This is a genomic window from Bacteroides sp., from assembly GCF_030151085.1.
Taxonomy (GTDB): domain Bacteria; phylum Bacteroidota; class Bacteroidia; order Bacteroidales; family Bacteroidaceae; genus Bacteroides.
Map to the genome: position 1 here is coordinate 16574 of NZ_JASLER010000065.1, position 20219 is coordinate 36792.

Consider the following 20219-nt stretch of genomic DNA (forward strand, 5'->3'; position numbering starts at 1 on the left):
AATGAGATTAATAACCAGGATTCTGAACAAGGTTTTCATTAGCATTCATATCTGTAGCCGGAATAGGTAACAAATTATAAATAGCAGAGACACCTACACCGTCAGCCGTTCCACCTTTCCAATCCCAAAGATAATTACCGCTGGTAAGGTATCCATAACGAACCAAGTCGGTACGACGCTGTGCTTCAAAATAGAACTCCCGGCACTTTTCATCCAAAATGTCATTGAGTGTTATATCTGTCAGTTTTGCCGCATTGGCACGTTTACGCAACTCATTAACAGCATCTTTGGCAAAATTCTTATCACCGCCTGCACGCAACGTTGCTTCAGCATAAGTAAGGTATGCTTCGGCTGCACGCATAAAAGGTACGTCCATATCTACGAAAATGGAATTAGAAGGGGTGCCACCATTGGAATAAGCATTCGAGAATTTTGCTACAGCCACACCATGTTTGAAGGTATTCCAATCCTTGATAGGAAGAACTGTTTCAAATTTTTCAATTTCTTCTTTATCATTCAAAAACTCTCCATAAGTCACAAAGATAGCACGATCATCACCAGCTGCAGCAGCGGTATTCTCTGATTTCTCGGGCAACTTACCGTCGGCAAAGAATTTCTTAGCTAATGCCATACGCCCACGATTACCTCCCCAGCCTTCACTAGTACCCCAAGAACCCATACCTTTGGTGTGTGTGGAAGCGATCAAAAAAGAAGCTCCCGCATAAGATTGTGTATTAACACCATCCTGACGGATAGGAAGTATAATTTCCTGCATAGCATCTTCATTCAAGTCATTGTCACCCATGAAAAGAACTTTATAATCACTGGCCAACTTATAAGAAGAATCCATAACCTTCTTTGCATAATTGGCAGCCTCTGTCCACTGCGCTTTACCAGAATAAACTTCTGCGTTTAGATAAAGACGGGAAAGCAACAACCAAACAGCTGCTTTATCAGCACGACCATAAGGAGCTTGACGAGGCTCATACATATCATTTTCTATCTCTTTAAGTTCTTTTTCAACATATGCGTACAAATCAGCACGCTTTATCTGCTGAGGAGGCGCACTTGCCACAACTTCTGTGAAAGGAACATTACCGAAGAAATCAAGTAAATAATAATAGTTCAATGCACGCATAAAACGAGCTTCAGCACGTTGCTTAATACCTTTATCATCAGTCTGTCCTTCTGTTTTTTCCAAAAAGTGGTTACACAAGGTAACATCGAAAAATAAACGTCCATAAAGACCAGCTAACTGATCATGACCAGATGACCAACGGGCAAAATTCAATTCCGGAATACCCACATCACCCCATGAACAAAGAGCCTCATCAGTAGGAAGTTCGTTAAAGTTCCAAATCAATCGGTAAAACCCGGAAGTACCTTCATCAAGATCGGCTACGTCACCATTACCAGCAGGTCCTTGTTGACCGGTAAGTCCCATTGTTGCATAAATCTTGGCAAACACTTCGTCTTGCATAAATTCGGTACTTACATTCGGGTCGATAGGAGTTGTATCCAAATCGCCTATACATGAAGACAAATTCATTGATAAAGCAAGAGCTGTTGCCGGTATAATCGTTTTAAAATATTTCAGTCTCATATACTTTGCTTTTTAATATTAGAAATTAAGAGTTAATCCAAATACTCCAACGAAAGGACGTGGATAGAAGTTATTATCAATACCATCTTTCACTTCCGGATCCAAACCGTCGTAACCGGTAATGGTAAATACATTCTGCGCTGTCAGGTAAGCACGTCCTTCTATCTTGGCACCAAAGAGGTTCTTGAATGAATAGCCCAATGTTATATTATCACATTTCAAATAAGAGGCATTCTGTACAAAATAATCGGAGAATACATAGTTACCCGTTCCTTTCCAACCTAAAGCAATGTCATTCTTCGGTCTGTTTGAGAAGAATCCGCTGGTCGACCATATTCCTGAAGAAGATACATTTGCATTGTTCGCGAATACATCATTATATACATAATTATTCAATGTGGCACGAAGTGAGAAACTGAAGTCCCAACTTTTGTAAATCAGTTTGGAAGTGAATCCCATAAATACATCTCCATCCTTTTTCTTGTAAATGTACTTGTCATCATCATTAATAACACCATTGCCGTCACGATCTACAAACAAGTTTTCAATTGGATTGCCATCTGTATCATATACCTGTTGGTAAACATAATATGAGAATGCAGGATAGCCTACCTTATGAGCCTGTGCATTACCACCCGTACCGGCTGAAATGCCACCTACCGGAACATAATAGCCTTCTCCTGATCCAGATGTCAGTTTCGTAATCTTATTTTTATTATAAGTTAAATTAAATCCAAGATCCCAATTCCAATCATTAGAAACAATCGGCTTATAATTAATAGAGAATTCCAAGCCCTTATTATTCATTGTACCCACATTACTCAGTACCTTATTCTTGAAGTTAGAACCAGCTGATACAGATACGTTATTAATCAAGTCTTTTGTTTCACGATAGTAGAAGTCAAACGAACCAGATAAGCGATTGTTCCACAAACCGAAATCAATACCGGCATTCCAAGTAGTAGTTTGCTCCCATTTCAAATTGGTGTTATAGGCATCCGGACGAGAAAGGTTATACTTTTCGTTTCCGAAATAATAGTAAGCACCGGATATGTTAGCTACATAAGTAGGTAGATATGGGAAGTCATTATCGGTAATATTTTGCTGTCCGGTGATACCATATCCCAAACGCAGTTTCAAATCAGAGAGCACATCTATATCTTTCATGAAGGCTTCTTCCTTGACTCTCCATCCTAAAGCAATAGAGGGGAACAATGCCCAACGATTATCTTTAGAAAAACGAGAAGTACCGTCATCACGCAGAGTAGCAGTAATTAGATAGCGATCAAATAAGCTATAATTCAAACGTCCGAAGAAAGAGACAAGGTAACTTTCAGTCTTCCATGCCTTACCTTCCGGTAAGTATTGTTCATTAGGTTTCACAGTATTGGTAGAAGGGTACATACCGTATTGTTCATAAGAACCTTCACGATGGAAATGTTGCCATTCATAACCGCCCATTATATCAAAATGCTGGTTATTGAAATCTTTGGAGTATTGAGCATAAGCACTTAAAGACATGTTATACTTATCTTCTGTATCGAACTTGTAAAAGCCATAATAGTTGTTTGTACCAGAGAAAGGAGAGATATTAGTAGTTTGCTTACCTGTAGAGAAATCTCCACCTAAGTTTAAGTGTAAACGGAGGTCTTCCAAACCATGTACTTTATAATCGAATTCAGCACTACCCACAAATGATTTAGAATTAGCGCGGTCGTCCTTTTGTTCTAGCATTGCAAGCGGATTCTTTGTAGCCAAGCTATTTACATAAGGTCTGTTGGGATTTTGATCCTTCAACTCCGTACCGGGAACACTCCATTGGAAATAACCGCCAAATTCTTCATTGTTTGAGTAGATAGATTGCGTAGGATCCATAGACACAGCTGCACCTACAGCACCACCGTCAGCATAACGGTTCTTAGCAATCATACCTTTTGCATTCAGGTTAATCGTCAAATGCTTTTCAAACAATGACGGACTTAAATTGAATGAAGCTGTATAACGTTCGAAGTTACTAGTCTTCAAAATACCATTCTGATTGGTATATCCCAAAGACACACGATAAGGCATATTCTTCAAACCACCATAGACTGTAATATTGTGATCATGGCTGATGGCTGTACGATAGATTTGATCCTGCCAGTCTGTATTCGCATCGCCCATAGCATTTAGTACATCGGGGTTGTCTGCATACAATTTCTGAGCATAAGCACGGAATTCATCACCGCTCATAACATCGGCTGTCTTCCTTACTGCACTTAAAGATACATTACCTGCATAAGATACACGTGGACGAGCACCTGAAGTACCTTTCTTTGTAGTAATAATAATTACGCCATTAGATGCGCGAGAACCATAAATTGCTGTAGCAGAGGCATCTTTTAACACAGTAAAGCTTTCAATATCATTAGGATTAACCAATGATAAAGGATTAGACAAACCTTTTACATTATTATTGTCCATTGCCAAACCGTCAATAACTATCAACGGATCACTAGAAGCATTCAGAGAAGCACCACCACGAATACGAATCTCAGCGCCAGCGCCTGGAGCACCGTCGTTAGAGACAATATTTACACCAGCTATTTTACCGGTAATCATATCTTGCGCATTCGTCGTAAGACCTCTGTTGATTGCATCCGGTTTCATGGCAGTAACAGAACCAGTCATGTCGTTTTTCTTCGCCGTACCATAACCGATAACGACAACTTCATTTAACAATTCCGAATCGTCTTGCAACGTCACAATTACTGAAGGAGTGGCAGCTACCTCTTGAGATTTGTAGCCAATAAAAGAGACAACCAATGTAGCCCCCTTAGGAACCGTCAATGTAAAATTACCATCCAAATCAGTGATTGTACCATTCGCAGCATTACCTTTTTCCACGACATTTGCACCTATCACCTCACCCATAGCATCTTTTACATGCCCTTTCACGGTGATGTTCTGTGCATAAGCGCCTACTGACAAGAATAACCCTAATAAAAGGGGAAGAATCATTCGATAGATTCTAAGATTTACTTGCTTCATGCATTTAATAAATTAAAGTTAACAATATTAATTACCTATATATATTCGAAAATAAATTTCGCTATCTTTACTCACAAAAGTTTTTCAAGTACCTATAACATGATGAAGCAAAAATATGCTTTATTAGATTAGAAAAGTATAAGGAATGTATAAAATATGCAGTTGCAAGAATGCAAACGATTGCATAAGGTTGCATAAGATAAAGTACGAGAGGGATGAACTTAATAGATATTGTTGCACTCAATAATACATATAAACATTTTATATATATTTCTTCTTCGCCCTTTTCACTAGACAGAATGCAAAAATCAAGGTTACAGCCTATTCTAGCGCCATTCAAAAAAGGGCTACACCTTTTATTTCAAATGGCTACACCCTTTTGTACTCAGGGCTACACCTTTTTATGCAAATGGTGTAGCCCTAAGATATGGATGATTTACTATAAAAAGATTGTAAGGATAATTATTAACAGAACAAATCATCCCTATTTCATTTGCAAAAACAAACAAAATAGGGATGAGAAATTCTTCTAAAATAAATCCTTGTACTACTATTTCAAAGTAGAAAGAATAAGTTTACCTGATTTTACTCCCTTAGCCTTAGCCTCGAATATAATTTCACCGCCTTGTTCTCCACTTTGAACAATGGCTGTCAGTTGCCCACTGAATGCTGGCATCTGGGGTAAATGAAATAAATCAAGACTAGTGGCATCTCCATTGGCAGCCGCACGATATCGTCCAGACCCTTTCACAGAGAAACTAACCATACGATTATCTGCCGGACAAAGATTACCATCTTTATCAACTACCCGAACTGTAATATATGCTAAGTCTTTTCCATCGGCAGAAAGCTGAGTACGATCTGCTATCACTTCCAGATGATGGGGTTTACCGGCTGTGCGAACGACTTTCTCTTCGACAGACTTACCATTCTTATCGTATGCCACTACCTTTATTTCACCCGGTTCGTATGGAACATCCATCCACATCAGGCGATAACGGCGTTCCAAAGCGAGTGAATCTTTGCTTTCCAAAGCACGGCTCTCTTCAATTGTTAGTTTGCGCTGTTTGCCAAAGCTTTTACCATTGACAAACAATTCGGCACTAGGATAATTGGTATATACAAAGACGGGAGTATTCTCTCCTTCCCTACCCGGCCATGTCCAGTGAGGAAGAACGTGTAAAGTATTGGCTTCCTTGTTCCAAACACTACGATATAAGTAATACCGATCTTTGGGAAGACTTGCCAAATCGATTATTCCAAATACAGAACTGTGACTCGGCCAAGAATCTGTATCGTATGGAGATGGTTCGCCCAAATAATCAAAACCCGTCCAAACGAATTGCCCAATCGTCCAATCATAATCATCGGCCAACGCAAAGTCCACATCAGGAATATTAGACCAAGAGCAACATTCCACATCATATCCCGAACTCTGGTGATCGTCGTATTTTATGCTCGCACGTTTCTCTACAGGAAATTTATAGACTCCACGTGAACTAACCGTAGAAGCTGTTTCTGATCCGAGAATAATATTCTGAGGCAGATTCTTATATGATTCCATATAACGATGAGCACGGTAGTTGAGACCGGGTACATCTATCATCGCAGCAAAACCGTTTTCAAGTACACAAGAAACCTGATCCATACCACAAGTTACAGGACGGGTAGGATCTTCACGATGGCAGATATTCTGTAGGAAAGAAGCTACTTTATAGCCTTCGGGACTACACTGAGTGGGTACTTCGTTGCCAATACTCCACATCACGACACATGGGTTATTACGATAATGACGCAACATATTCACCATATCTTTTTCTGCCCAGTCATTAAAATAGCGATGATAACCATTCGTACATTTAGCAATATCCCATTCATCGAAAGGTTCTACCATCATCATAAAGCCCATTTCATCACAAAGTTCCACCAATTCGGGAGCAGGCATATTATGAGAAGTACGTATGGCATCACATCCCATATCTTTCAATAAGGTGAGTTGTCGGCGAAGAGCAGCCACGTTGATGGCAGCACCCAACGGACCTAAATCATGATGGTTACAAACACCCTGGAATTTGCGATGTTTACCATTTAGAAAGAAACCTTTATCAGCCACAATCTCAATACTGCGAATACCGAAACGAGTGGTGTATTCGTCCACTTGTTTGCCATCTACATAAATCTTAGAAATCGCCTTATATAAATAAGGTGTCTCCGGTGACCATAAGGCAGGAGTATTTACCAAGAAATTCTGTTCGAACGGTTGTCCATGATTTATCTTGCGGGTATTATCTTTAGAAGCAACCACTTTGCCCTCGGGTGAAACTATATCCGTCAGCACACGGATATTTTCATCACCGGCTCCATTTATAGTAGTCGACAAACGTACAGAAGCATAATCGTCAGCAACATGCGGAGTAGTCAGTTGAGTTCCCCAGACCGGTACATGCACCTTCTCCGTTGCAACCACATGTACATTACGATATAAACCAGCGCCCGGATACCAACGCGAAGACTGCGGTTTATTTTCCAGACGCACTGCCAATATATTATCTTTGCCGTCGGCATTCAAAAAGTTCGTAACATCGCAATGGAAAGAATTATAGCCAAAAGGCCAGAAGCAAGCTTCTTTTCCATTGACATAGACATGTGCCTCACTCATGGCACCGTCAAACACCAAAGTAACCTGTTTGCCGGCGGGGCAGTCAAATTCATTCCGGTACCAACCGATACCGACATAAGGCAGACCACCTGTACGTCCGGTCTTAACGGATGCCTTCTGTTCAAAGTTTTGTGTAACCGCTACATTCTGCAAGTCATTGTTACGATCGAAAGGACCGAAAATTGCCCAATCGTGAGGAATAGTCACTGTTTCCCATTTACTATCATCAAAGTTAACCTGTGCAGCTTCAGGCACATCCCCTTTGGTAAACTTCCAGTTCTTTTCAAGCTGCGACACGCTGCGTTGTGCCATTGCTATCAAAGAAAAAAGAAAGCAGTAAGAAAAAATAAGTATTGTCCGTTTCATTTCTACTATAAAAGATATAATGTTATTAAAATATTTATTTAAAAGCATCCATTATCACAGTGGGATAGCCGTTCTCGGTAAATGCTCCCAACCGATATTGACTCGGTCTACATTCCGGTTCCCAGTAGAACACTCCCTTGCAACGACCGTTCGTCTTCTCCTTACATTCCTTCAAGATGCGTGCCAGTTGGCGTTTCCCTTCTGTCAGAATAGAGGTACTTACCAACTTACCGTCGTCGTCGGCACACTCCATACCGGTTTCCACTACCATCACATCGCAATTATATTTGGCACTCACCTTTTTTATATTCTCTATGCAATCCGTAATGGTCTTCTCAGGTGTATAATCTTTATACTCAAGCATCGTCCAGTAGGGATAAAGTGACATACCTATCATATCCCACTTTCCACCGTTCTTCTTCAATTCATCGAAGAACCAAGTATACAAGGATTGATCGTAGCCATTATCCAAATGAACAATAGCGATGGTATTCGGGAAGACAGTTTTCACCGCATCATAGCCCGCATTGATGAAAGCTGCCAGATTAGCTAAGTTCTTAGGATATTTCACTTTGGTAGAAATGCTACCGGAGTCTTTTACATCACATTCTCTCACATCGTATGACGCCCCACTCAAAGCAACATCTTCATCCCATAACATTCCCGGACGGATTTCATTGCCCACTTGTACCCATTTGGGTGTTACGCCCTCAGACTTCAGTGCATTAAGCACATCAGTAGTATGAGTGGCAATGGCTTTCTTCAAATCGGCAAGGTTTAATCCTTTCCAAACAGCCGGTTTATGTTGCTGCCCCGGATCTGCCCACCAGTCGCTATAATGAAAATCGACCATCACATCCATGCCCAAATCCTTGGCGCGCTTGGCCTTTGCCACAAAATCAGCAGTATTGCACCAATTACCATGTTCTTTGGGATCAACCCATACCCTAAGACGAACGGCATTCAAGCCGAGTACCTTCATCAGTTGAAAACAATCCGTCTCTACCCCGGAAGCATTATAGAATTTCATGCCCTTGTGTTCCATCTCTGTCACCCAACTGATGTCGGCACCTTTAGCAAAAGTTGAAGTAGTTGTCCCTCCATTATCCGGTTCTTTACCACCGTCAGGGTTGGAATCATTTTTACCGCTACATGCCAATACGGCAAAAGCGAAGCTGAAAAAGAAGGGAAGCCATCTCATGCATTTCATAGTAATTACAATTAAGTCATACTCTGCAAATATAAGAAAATAGAATGTATGCACCGAATTTACTTTATATTTTAGCAAAAGACCAACATACGCAATCGTTTGCACAAACTTATAATCCGATATAATTCAACGAATAAGCATATTATGCCTTATTCCATTATTTTTGCAATCGGAATAATGATGCATACCTTTTATTCTCAGATATGTATTCTTATTCCAATAACCTTTGAATGAAGATAAGCTATACTTTCGCACTAAAAATAAGCCTACTTATTTTGTACTGCTTTCGGTTTGCATTATCTTTGGCTGAAACTAAGTAAAATACTCATGAACAAACCGCAGATAACCATCAAGGATATTGCCCGTGCATTGAACGTCTCTCCTTCTACCGTATCGAGAGCGCTCAAAGACAATCCGGATATCAGCAAGGAAACCCGTGACCTTATCCATGCCTATGCATGCGAACACAACTACAAGCCTAATGTACTTGCCGTTAACCTGCGAGCCAGCCGAAGCAATACGATTGGAGTCATCGTTCCGCAACTGGTACATCATTTTTTCTCATGCGTACTAAGCGGCATTGAAAAGTCAGCAGCCGAAGCTGGTTATAATATTATTGTGGCCCAAAGCAATGAATCATACGAGCAGGAAGTGAAGATTGTACATTCTTTCCTTGCCGCACGTGTCTGCGGAGTAATCGCCTCTTTAGCTAAAGATACCGCACAATACGACCATTACCAGGAGTTACTGCAAAACAATATTTCCATTGTCTTCTACGACCGCATCTGTACCGGGCTGAAAACCGAACGTGTGGTGGTAGATGACTATGCCGGCTCTTTCGCCGCCGTGGAATACATGATACAGACCGGCTGTAAACGCATCCTATTCTATGGCGCTTCCCCGCATCTGGAAATTACCAAGAACCGTCGTAACGGTTATCTGGATGCCATGAAAAAATATAAGATTCCGGTAGATGATAGCATGATACTGCTTTGCGACACCCGAGAGCGTGCCATTGCGCTGACTCCCGACTTATTGGAAAGCGCGAACCGTCCCGACGGTTTCTTTGCCATCAACGACGAAACGGCATCGGGCATTCTCTACGCCTGCAAACTTGTAGGCGTGAAGGTTCCCGACGAGGTTTCTATCTGCGGATTTACCGACGGAGCCATTGCCCAGAGTACCGACCCTAAGTTGACCACAGTGGAACAACACGGCGAGGAAGTAGGTAAAAGCGCTTTCAGCATCTTGGTAGATAAACTGGAAGGCAAAGAGAAAAGCGCCAATAAAATTGTACGTACCAATCTAGTAGTAAGAGGAACAACAAAATAAATTTTAATACCATAATTATAACCATGAAAGTAAAACCCGATTTAAGTTTTTGGAAGTTGTGGAACATCAGCTTCGGTTTTTTTGGTGTACAGATTGCGTATGCCTTGCAAAGTGCAAATATCAGCCGAATTTTCTCAACCTTAGGCGCAGACCCTCATAATTTAAGTTACTTCTGGATATTGCCTCCTTTGGCAGGTATTATCGTACAACCTATAGTAGGTGCTGCGAGTGATAAAACCTGGACACGCTTCGGACGTCGTATTCCTTATTTGTTCATCGGTTCGCTGGTAGCGGTGCTGGTCATGTGCCTACTGCCCAATGCCGGTAGTTTCGGTATGATGGTAAGTACAGCTATGATTTTCGGTTTAGTATCATTAATGTTCCTCGACACTTCTATCAATATGGCTATGCAACCTTTTAAGATGATGGTGGGTGACATGGTGAATGAAAAACAAAAAGGACTCGCCTATTCTATCCAAAGCTTTCTCTGTAATGCTGGTAGTTTGGTAGGATATTTGTTCCCTTTCATCTTTGCATGGATAGGTATCAGTAACACCGCACCGCAAGGTGTTGTACCCGACTCTGTAATTTACTCATTTTATATAGGTGCTGCTATTTTGATTTTCTGCGTCATCTATACCACTGTCAAGGTGAAAGAGATGCCCCCGGCTGAATATGCCGAATATCATGGCATCACAGAAAAAGAAGAACATGAGAAGACTAATATGCTAAAACTGCTTGTAAAAGCCCCAAAGGCTTTTTGGACAGTGGGATTAGTACAGTTCTTCTGCTGGTTCGCCTTTATGTTTATGTGGACGTATACCAATGGAAGTATCGCATCCAATGTATTCGGCGCTCCTACCGTAGAACATGTGGTAGATGGCATTACCAGAGTGGTACTCGATACCAAGAGCTTGCAATATCAGGAAGCTGCCAATTGGGTAGGTGTACTGTTTGCCGTACAAGCTATTGGCTCAGTTCTTTGGGCTATTTGCATTCCGATGTTCAAGGATCGCCGGTTTGTTTACATGCTCAGTCTTATATTAGGAGGTGTAGGCTTTATTTCTACTTATTTTGTACACAGCCAATACATGTTATTCGTATCCTTCATACTTATAGGTTGCGCATGGGCTGCTATGCTGGCATTGCCATTCACTATCCTGACCAATGCATTATCCGGCGGACACATGGGTACTTACCTGGGCCTGTTCAACGGTACCATCTGTATCCCGCAAATAGTAGCTGCAACTTTGGGTGGAACCATACTTTCCTTATATACCCCTGAAGGTGCTTTACCTCCCGAAATCAACATGCTGATCACTGCCGGATTTATGTTGATAATCGGTGCTGCATGTGTATTTTTAATCAAAGAAACCAAAGGAGAGCAAATGAATTGATAATCCTTGCCAGAACATATTCTGAAAGGGGGTACTTGTTCCCCACCGTGAAACACCTCCTTCCTCACCGACAAACGCCCTGCTCCTCACCGAGGAACGGGGCGTTTGTCGGTGAGGAGCAAGGCGCTTCTTATCTATTATATATTTTTTGTCTTCTTTTTTTCTCATCTTTGCCGTTTATCCGTTTATTTGTCTATCTTTACCGCAATAACCAGAGAAAAACATGCCATGAAGAAATATCTAAAGACCGATGAATGGAACATTATAGAAGACAATTTTCACGCTGAATACCAACGAATGTCCGAAAGTATATTCAGCCTCGGAAACGGCAGATTCGGGCAACGAGGAAATTTTGAAGAGCCTTATCATAGCGATAGCTACCGTGGTTCCTTTGTGGCAGGTATCACTTTTTTGGATAAAACACGCGTAGGATGGTGGAAAAACGGCTTTCCACAGTTCTATACCCGCATTCCCAATGCAGCAGACTGGAGCCGGATCAGTCTACGCCTCATCGATGAGGAACTGGATCTGGCACAATGGGATGTGGATAGTTTCAATCGACGTCTGGATATGAAAGAAGGAGTATCCTACCGGGATGTCGAAGTTACATCACCCAGAGGTAACAAGCTCAGTATCCATGTGGAGCATATTACCAATATGGCTCACCCTAATCTTTGTCACATAAAATACAGCGTAACTTCCATCAACTATACCGGTAGAGTTTCTCTTGTGCCCATCATTGATGGACATATAGTAGATGATACAGAATATCCTAACGAAAAAATATGGAATATACTACGTTCCGGCGCTACCGGTGAATGTGCTTATCTCTGGACACAAACCCGTCGGGAAGACGCACAGGTGTGCTATGCCATGACTTACCAGTTTCTTAAAAATAATAAAGAAACAATTGCCAATCCCATACGCATAGAAAAAGAAAAACAAGTCGGTTTCAGCATAGGCACCGACATAAAACCGGGTGATACAATAACGCTCATTAAATATACAGCCATCCTCTCTTCGCTTTACTATGAACGACAGGATTTGATAGATGTGTCTATCGCTGAAGCCCAGAAAGCAAAAGCAATTGGTTGGGATACACTGCTGAATAATCATTGCCAAGCCTGGAAAGACATTTGGGATGAAGCTGACATTGTTATTCAAGGTGATCCGGAAGCACAGCAAGGCTTACGATATAATATTTTCCAACTTTATCAAACTTATCGTGGTGATGATCCACGTCTGAACATTGGTCCGAAAGGCTTCACCGGAGAAAAATACGGTGGTAATACCTATTGGAATACCGAACTTTGTTGTGTGCCCTTTTTTCTACTCTCCACTTCCAAGAAAATTGCAAAAAATCTATTGATATACCGCTATAACCAACTGCCTAAAGCGATAGAGAATGCCAAAAAGTTAGGTTTCAACAATGGTGCCGCTCTTTTTCCACAAGTAACAAACAACGGCGAAGAGTGCCACAGCGAATGGGAAATAACCTTCGAAGAGATTCACCGTAACAATATCATTGTTTATGCCATTGCCCAACATGCTACTTTAACCGGTACGTTGGATTATATTGCCAAATACGGTTTGGAAGTAATGATTGCGGTAAGCCGTTTCTGGAGCCAGCGCGTTTCTTTTTCTCAGCCTAAACAAAAGTACGTGATACTTGGAGTTACCGGACCGAACGAGTATGAAAATAACATAGATAACAATTGGTACACAAATTTTTCATGTATACGATGCCTCACCACTACCCTTAGCTACCTAGAACTTATAGCCCGGAAATATCCTGATGAATATGCCCGCGTTCGCCGCGTTACCAATCTCAACCAAGTAGAAGAGAGTGATCATTGGAAAGATATCATCGTCCGTATGTACTTACCCGAAGATACCGAGCATGGTATCTTTATCCAGAATGACGGCTACATGGATAAAGTTCTGAAAAGTGTTGATGCCATTCCGATGGAAGAGCGCCCCATCAACCAACATTGGTCATGGGATCGTATTCTCCGTTCTTGTTACATCAAGCAAAGTGATGTATTACTCGGACTATACCTTTATTACTTTAGCTTTGATACGGAAACAATCCGACGAAACTTTGAGTTCTATGAACCTATGACAGTACACGAATCTTCTCTATCGCCACATATACATTCTATTTTAGCCGCACGCATTGGTGAAGTAGAAAAAGCTTACCAACTCTTTATACATGCTACCCGCCTTGACTTGGACGATTATAACAATGAAACTGACCAAGGACTTCATATCACCAGTATGCCTGGTAGTTGGTTAGCTATAGTGCGCGGTTTTGCCGGATTACAAATACGTGGAGATGTATTAAGTTTATCACCTGTCATTCCAGAAAAATGGGATAGTTACTCATTTAAAATCAACTACTTAGAAAACACCTTATCCATACATGTAGGAAAGAATATAGAAATTTCACTCATTACGGGTACCGAACTGAACATAGATGTGTATCAAAACGTTTATATTCTCAAACAAGGCGTAAATTTAGAGATCAAGAAAAAGGATGTAGTTAACAAAGGGTAATGTTAGCCTATGGAGTTTTAATATGTGCTTTGGGTTTCTACATCTTTGCGCCCCGAAATTGAATAACTAATATTTGTTAGTAAATGAAAAAGATGTATCTGCTCGCCCTCATTGCGACTGTGCTTATCACATCGTGCGGGCAAAAGAAAGAAGCCAAAGAGGCTTTCGTCCGACCAGTTAAAACCGCAACGGTTAGTTCACAATCGGTTATCCGGAAAGACTTTTCCGGTATAGTAGAAGCTGTGGAATATGTGAAACTTGCTTTCCGGGTTAGTGGACAAATCATTAACCTGCCGGTTGTTGAAGGACAGAAAGTGAAGAAAGGGCAATTGATTGCCGCTATTGATCCTCGTGACATCTCTCTGCAATATGCAGCCGACAAAGCCGCTTATGAAACCGCAGCCGCTCAGGTGGAACGTAACAAACGACTATTGGCACGCCAGGCTATCTCTGTACAAGAGGCCGAAATCAGTGAAGCCAACTATCAGAAAGCTAAATCGGCTTATGAATTATCCAGTAACAACATGCGTGACGCAAAACTCACCGCTCCTTTCGACGGCTCTATTGAGAAGCGTCTCGTAGAGAATTATCAGCGTGTCAACTCCGGTGAAGGTATTGTGCAACTGGTGAATACACAAAAGTTGCGCATCAAGTTTACCGTGCCCGATGCCTACCTCTATCTGCTTCGCGCCAAAGATCAGAATTACAAAGTTGAGTTCGACACCTACAAAGGGAAACAGTTCAAGGCCAAGTTGGAAGAGTATCTCGATATCTCTACAGACGGTACAGGTATTCCTGTCACAATCACCATTGATGATCCTGCATTCGACCGAGCACTGTACGATGTAAAGCCGGGCTTTACTTGTAATATCATGCTGGCATCCGAAATAGGTCCTTTCCTTGAAGAAAAGATGATTGATGTGCCCATGAGCGCAATATTCAGCGAAAATGGAAGTAATAAGACGTATGTCTGGGTGGTGGATAACAACAAAGTAAGTCGCCGTGAAGTGACTGTTTACACTCCGACCGGAGAAGCCAATGTGCTTGTTTCTGCCGGACTGAAACCGGACGATACCATCGTTATAGCCGGAGTACACCAATTGGTGGAAGGAGAAACTATTAAAGTGATAAAGTAATGAGGCATCAAAGTGATGAACTTTTATCACACTGCCTTACCACTTTTATAATAATATCACCTATCACTTTATAACATAACTATTATGAACCTAGCAAAATATGCCTTAGACAACACGAAGATAATCTACTTCTTTCTTGCTGTGTTGCTAATCGGGGGTGTGTATTCATTCGGCGAATTAGGAAAGAAAGAAGATGCACCCTTCGTCATTAAATCAGCGGTCATCATGACCCGCTATCCGGGTGCAGAGCCTGCCGAGGTAGAGCGCCTCATTACTGAACCTATCTCTCGCGAAATACAAAGTATGAACGGAGTCTATAAAATCAAATCGGAGTCCATGTACGGGATGTCCAAGATTACGTTTGAACTGCAGCCTTCACTCTCTGCCGAATCTATTCCACAGAAATGGGATGAGCTGAGACGCAAAGTACTCAATATACAGCCACAATTACCGGCGGGCGCTTCCGTTCCCACAGTTTCCGATGACTTCGGAGATGTATTCGGTATCTACTACGGATTGGTAGCAGATGATGGCTTCTCCTACGAAGAGATGCGCAACTGGGCCGAACGTATCAAAACGCAAGTAGTGACTGCCGATGGAGTTATGAAGGTTGCTTTGTTTGGTACGCAAACGGAGGTCATTAATATATTCATCTCTGTTAATAAACTGGCAGGAATGGGGATCGACCCGAAGCAACTGGCGCAATTATTGCAATCGCAGAACCAGATTATCAATACCGGTGAAATCAATGCCGGTGACCAGCAATTACGCATTGTTGCCAATGGAACATTTACTACCATCAACGATATTCGTAATCAAGTGATTACTACTCCATCCGGACAATTCAAACTAGGAGATATCGCCGAAGTGGAGAAAGGATATATGGACCCGCCCAGCAACATCATGCGTGTAGACGGGAAACGTGCCATCGGTATCGGTGTTTCTACCGACCCTACCAAGGACGTTGTACTGACGGGTGAACTCGTTGACCAAAAGCTCGCTCAGATACTTCCGCTTGTACCTATCGGCTTGGAGATGGTAAGCTTATATCCTGAGAATGTGATTGCCAAAGAAGCGAACAACGGATTTATCATCAACCTGATAGAATCCATTCTGATCGTTATCGTCATCATTATGTTGGTAATGGGTATGCGTGCCGGCGTATTGATTGGTTCTTCGCTGGTATTCTCCATCGGAGGTACACTACTCATCATGTCGTTCATGGGAGTGGGATTGAACCGAACGTCTCTGGCAGGATTTATCATTGCCATGGGTATGTTGGTGGACAATGCCATTGTGGTAACAGACAATGCGCAAATAGCCATTGCCCGAGGTATGGAACGCCGCAAAGCATTGATAAGCGGAGCTACCGGACCGCAATGGGGCTTATTGGGCGCTACATTTATTGCAGTCTGCTCGTTCTTGCCGCTCTATCTGGCTCCTTCTGCTGTAGCCGAAATCGTGAAGCCACTCTTTATAGTGCTTGCCATTTCGTTAGGACTCAGTTGGGTGTTGGCACTTACGCAGACCACTACCTTCGGTAACTTCATCTTAAAGGCGAAATCTGATGATGCAGGAAAAGACCCTTTCGACAAGCCTTTCTATCATAAGTTCGCCTCCATCCTAGGTGTTCTGATTAAAAAGAAAGTATTGACTATTACTACCATCGTCGTATTATTTATCACCTCATTGGTAGTTATGGGATTGATGCCACAGAACTTCTTCCCCTCATTGGACAAGCCCTACTTCCGTGCGGATATATTCTATCCGGAAGGTTACAGCATCCGTGACGTGGAAAAAGAGATGAAGAAAGTAGAAGCTCACCTGATGCAATTGCCGGAAGTAAAACGCGTATCAGTTACTATGGGTAGTACTCCGCTACGCTACTACCTGGCATCTACCTCGGTAGGTCCGAAGCCTAACTTTGCCAACGTACTGATAGAACTGACTGACAGCAAATATACCAAGGAGTATGAACAAAATTTCGATGAGTATATGAAGGCGAATTATCCCAATGCCATCACTCGTGCTACGCTGTTCAAGCTTTCTCCTGCCACGGATGCTGCTATTGAAATAGGTTTCATCGGCAACAATGTAGATACATTGGTTATGCTCACCAACCAGGCATTGGAGATAATGCACCAGGATCCGGAGCTGATTAATATACGCAATTCATGGGGTAACAAGATCCCGGTATGGAAACCCATCTATAGTCCTGAACGTGCACAGCCATTGGGTGTTTCGCGTCAAAGCATGGCACAGAGCATTCAAATCGGTACCAGTGGCATGACATTAGGTGAGTTCCGTGAGGGCGACCAAGTATTGCCTATCTTACTGAAAGGTAATTCTTTCGACTCTTTCAGAATCAACGATATGCGTACGCTGCCTGTATTCGGTTCAACCCAAGAAACTACACCGCTTGAGCAAGTAATCAGTGAATTCGACTTCCAGTACAAGTTCAGCAATGTGAAGGACTACAACCGCGAAATGGTAATGATGGCACAAGCCGACCCTCGACGTGGTGTGAATTCCACAGCAGCATTCAACAAGATATGGTCGAAAGTACAGAATGAAATAAAAGTACCCGAAGGTTATACCATGAAGTACTTTGGCGAGCAGGAAAGCCAGGTAGAATCCAATGAAGCATTGGCTGCCAACATGCCGCTGACGTTTATGTTGATGTTCATCACCCTCTTGTTCCTGTTCCGTACCTACAAGAAGCCTATTGTCATACTGCTGATGCTGCCTTTGATTTTCATCGGAGTTGTATTGGGACTGTTGGTATTAGGCAAATCTTTCGACTTCTTTGCCATCCTCGGTTTGCTGGGATTGATCGGTATGAATATCAAGAACGCTATTGTATTGATCGATCAGATAGACATAGAAACTGCCGCCGGTAAAGCTCCTCGTGAAGCCGTTATCACCGCTACGACCAGCCGTATTATTCCTGTAGCGATGGCATCGGGTACAACGATTCTTGGTATGTTGCCACTATTGTTTGATGCAATGTTCGGTGGTATGGCGGCTACGATTATGGGTGGTTTGTTAGTTGCATCCGTACTGACGCTGTTCGTGTTGCCGGTAGCTTATTGCGCCATACATAAGATTAAGGGATGATGTCTTATTTACTATTTGACAATTTACTATTTATTATTTGAATGATGAAAACGAATATACTTATCATATCTCTACTCTGCCTCGGTATCAATGCCGGGGCACAGGAGACATACCTCAGTCGGGAAGCCTATCGGGATAAAGTGGCGGCATATAGCCAGATACTTAAGCAGCAACGCTTGAATACAATAGCAAGCAAGGAAGCCCGGAAAATAGCCATGACCGGATTCCTTCCCAAAATAGACATTACTGCCGAGGGTACCGCCAACTTGAACCATCTGGATATGTGGAACAGTCCTTCGGGACAATACCGTCCATATACCTACCAGGCATTGGCAACCTTAGGCCAGCCGCTCTATACCGGTGGTGCCTTGAATGCTCAGAAGAACATAGCCAAAGCTGACGAGCAACTGGCCCAACTAAGCGAAGAACTGACTATGGATCAGATTAACTACCAAAGTGATGCGATCTATTGGAATGCCTCTGCCGCTCATGCCATGTTGAAAGCAGCCAAGCAATACGAAGATATTGTGAACCAGCAATATAATATCATCAACGACCGTTTCACCGACGGTGCTATCAGTCGCACGGACTTACTGATGATTTCCACCCGTAAGAAAGAAGCTGAGTTGCAGTTTATCAAAGCTCGTCAGAACTATACACTGGCTTTGCAGCAACTAAATATCCTTATGGGAGTAAAACCGGATGCACCTGTAGATAGTCTGAGTGATATTGGTATTGTAGGCGAACCTGTACAACAATTCAGCTTCGACGAAGTATTAAACCGCCGTGCAGACTATGCCAGCACAGAAGTAAACATCTCTAAGAGCGAAGCGCAACGCCGTGCCGCCCTTAGCAAGTACAACCCGCAATTGAATATGTTTTTGGCCACAGGATGGGATACCGGCGTTGCATATATGGGTCAGACCGTTGTCCATACTCCTATTGCCGGACTTAACCTAAGTATTCCCATTTTCCGTTGGGGTGCCCGTTTCAAGACGAACCGCCAGCAAAAGGCATACATCGGTATTCAGCAGTTGCAACAAAGTTATATATCAGACGGTATTCTCGAAGAGTTCTCCGCAGCCAATACCAAACTGACCGAAACAGAGCAACAAGTGAAGACTGCCAAAGAGAATATGGCGCTAGCTGATGAAAACCTGGACCTGGCCACCTTCTCCTACAATGAAGGAAAAGCCAGTATGGTGGATGTTCTTTCGGCACAATTGTCATGGACTCAGGCGCATAATAATCTGATAAATGCCTATCTGGCAGCGAAGATGGCTGCAGCTGAGTACCGCAAGGTGGTAAGCGAATAAAATAACATAAATGGCAAAGTCGGGAAATTTAAATAACAATCTCTCCTAACTTTGCCATTGCTTCAATCCTCTTTCTATCCTTAAAAAACTACCTGTCTAATTTATATTTACTCTTTGGAAAAAGAGTATGGCATAGCCTCATCAGATATCCCTCGCAATTTATTAGGCTCTGCCGACATAACAATATCAATCTGTCCCCCTTCCAAGAGTTCTTCATGACATAAAAAGTTCCTGTCACACAGTTTCGCATTAACGGAGCACTTATAGATGTAACGATTAGAAACACTATTATCGGGAGCAGAAATAGTCAAATCTCTTCCATTCTCAAAATGCAGAGTTGCTTTTTTGAACAATGGAGCACCTAATACATACTCATCCGTACCCGGACAAACCGGATAGAAACCTAATGCAGAGAATACATACCAAGCAGAAGTCTGACCGTTATCCTCATCACCACAATAACCGTCGGGACCGGCAGTGTACATACGGTTCATCAC

The 20219-nt window shown here is 42.3% G+C and carries 11 protein-coding genes; 6 read left to right on the forward strand and 5 right to left on the reverse strand.

The features are described from left to right. Positions 1-7: 7 nt before the first annotated feature. The 4 genes from Q1W14_RS13040 to Q1W14_RS13055 all read right to left on the reverse strand — a co-directional run bounded on the left by Q1W14_RS13040 (position 8) and on the right by Q1W14_RS13055 (position 8868). Positions 8-1603 (reverse strand): RagB/SusD family nutrient uptake outer membrane protein, encoded by a 1596-nt coding sequence (locus Q1W14_RS13040; protein ID WP_300702039.1) that lies wholly within the window; start codon positions 1601-1603, stop codon positions 8-10. A gap of 18 nt (positions 1604-1621) precedes the next feature. Next, the gene (locus Q1W14_RS13045; protein ID WP_300702041.1) at positions 1622-4633 is read right to left on the reverse strand and encodes a TonB-dependent receptor; all 3012 of its coding nucleotides are present in this window, start codon (positions 4631-4633) and stop codon (positions 1622-1624) included. Between the two features lie 550 nt (positions 4634-5183). After that, positions 5184-7658: a beta-galactosidase GalB gene (galB, locus tag Q1W14_RS13050; protein ID WP_300702043.1), complete on the reverse strand. Its 2475-nt coding sequence runs from the start codon at positions 7656-7658 to the stop codon at positions 5184-5186. A gap of 34 nt (positions 7659-7692) precedes the next feature. Continuing rightward, positions 7693-8868, reverse strand: coding sequence for a glycosyl hydrolase 53 family protein (locus Q1W14_RS13055; protein ID WP_300702045.1), 1176 nt, complete (start codon positions 8866-8868; stop codon positions 7693-7695). A gap of 321 nt (positions 8869-9189) precedes the next feature. Between Q1W14_RS13055 and Q1W14_RS13060 the strand changes: the two genes are divergently transcribed. From Q1W14_RS13060 to Q1W14_RS13085, 6 genes are all read left to right on the forward strand, one after another. After that, complete coding sequence (locus Q1W14_RS13060; protein ID WP_366945764.1) at positions 9190-10200, forward strand: LacI family DNA-binding transcriptional regulator; 1011 nt, start codon at positions 9190-9192, stop codon at positions 10198-10200. Positions 10201-10223: 23 nt separating this feature from the next. Beyond that, a complete protein-coding gene (locus Q1W14_RS13065) occupies positions 10224-11597 on the forward strand; it encodes an SLC45 family MFS transporter (RefSeq protein ID WP_300702049.1) in 1374 nt (457 codons plus the stop codon). A gap of 228 nt (positions 11598-11825) precedes the next feature. Continuing rightward, positions 11826-14153: a family 65 glycosyl hydrolase domain-containing protein gene (locus Q1W14_RS13070; protein WP_300702051.1), complete on the forward strand. Its 2328-nt coding sequence runs from the start codon at positions 11826-11828 to the stop codon at positions 14151-14153. Positions 14154-14236: 83 nt separating this feature from the next. Continuing rightward, positions 14237-15289: an efflux RND transporter periplasmic adaptor subunit gene (locus Q1W14_RS13075; RefSeq protein ID WP_300702053.1), complete on the forward strand. Its 1053-nt coding sequence runs from the start codon at positions 14237-14239 to the stop codon at positions 15287-15289. Positions 15290-15373: 84 nt separating this feature from the next. Then, a complete protein-coding gene (locus Q1W14_RS13080; protein ID WP_300702055.1) occupies positions 15374-18406 on the forward strand; it encodes an efflux RND transporter permease subunit in 3033 nt (1010 codons plus the stop codon). A gap of 44 nt (positions 18407-18450) precedes the next feature. Then, a complete protein-coding gene (locus tag Q1W14_RS13085; RefSeq protein WP_300702061.1) occupies positions 18451-19722 on the forward strand; it encodes a TolC family protein in 1272 nt (423 codons plus the stop codon). Between the two features lie 107 nt (positions 19723-19829). Here Q1W14_RS13085 and Q1W14_RS13090 read toward each other — a convergent pair. Continuing rightward, positions 19830-20219: glycoside hydrolase domain-containing protein (locus Q1W14_RS13090; protein ID WP_300702057.1), on the reverse strand; the 390-nt coding region annotated here is incomplete at its 5' end.

Bases quoted from the DNA above. Each gene is read 5' to 3' on its own strand.
- Q1W14_RS13040 (WP_300702039.1), bottom strand. From the start codon at position 1,603: ATGAGACTGAAATATTTTAAAACGATTATACCGGCAACAGCTCTTGCT.
- Q1W14_RS13045 (WP_300702041.1), bottom strand. From the start codon at position 4,633: ATGAAGCAAGTAAATCTTAGAATCTATCGAATGATTCTTCCCCTTTTA.
- galB (WP_300702043.1), bottom strand. From the start codon at position 7,658: ATGAAACGGACAATACTTATTTTTTCTTACTGCTTTCTTTTTTCTTTG.
- Q1W14_RS13055 (WP_300702045.1), bottom strand. From the start codon at position 8,868: ATGAAATGCATGAGATGGCTTCCCTTCTTTTTCAGCTTCGCTTTTGCC.
- Q1W14_RS13065 (WP_300702049.1), top strand. From the start codon at position 10,224: ATGAAAGTAAAACCCGATTTAAGTTTTTGGAAGTTGTGGAACATCAGC.
- Q1W14_RS13070 (WP_300702051.1), top strand. From the start codon at position 11,826: ATGAAGAAATATCTAAAGACCGATGAATGGAACATTATAGAAGACAAT.
- Q1W14_RS13075 (WP_300702053.1), top strand. From the start codon at position 14,237: ATGAAAAAGATGTATCTGCTCGCCCTCATTGCGACTGTGCTTATCACA.
- Q1W14_RS13080 (WP_300702055.1), top strand. From the start codon at position 15,374: ATGAACCTAGCAAAATATGCCTTAGACAACACGAAGATAATCTACTTC.
- Q1W14_RS13085 (WP_300702061.1), top strand. From the start codon at position 18,451: ATGAAAACGAATATACTTATCATATCTCTACTCTGCCTCGGTATCAAT.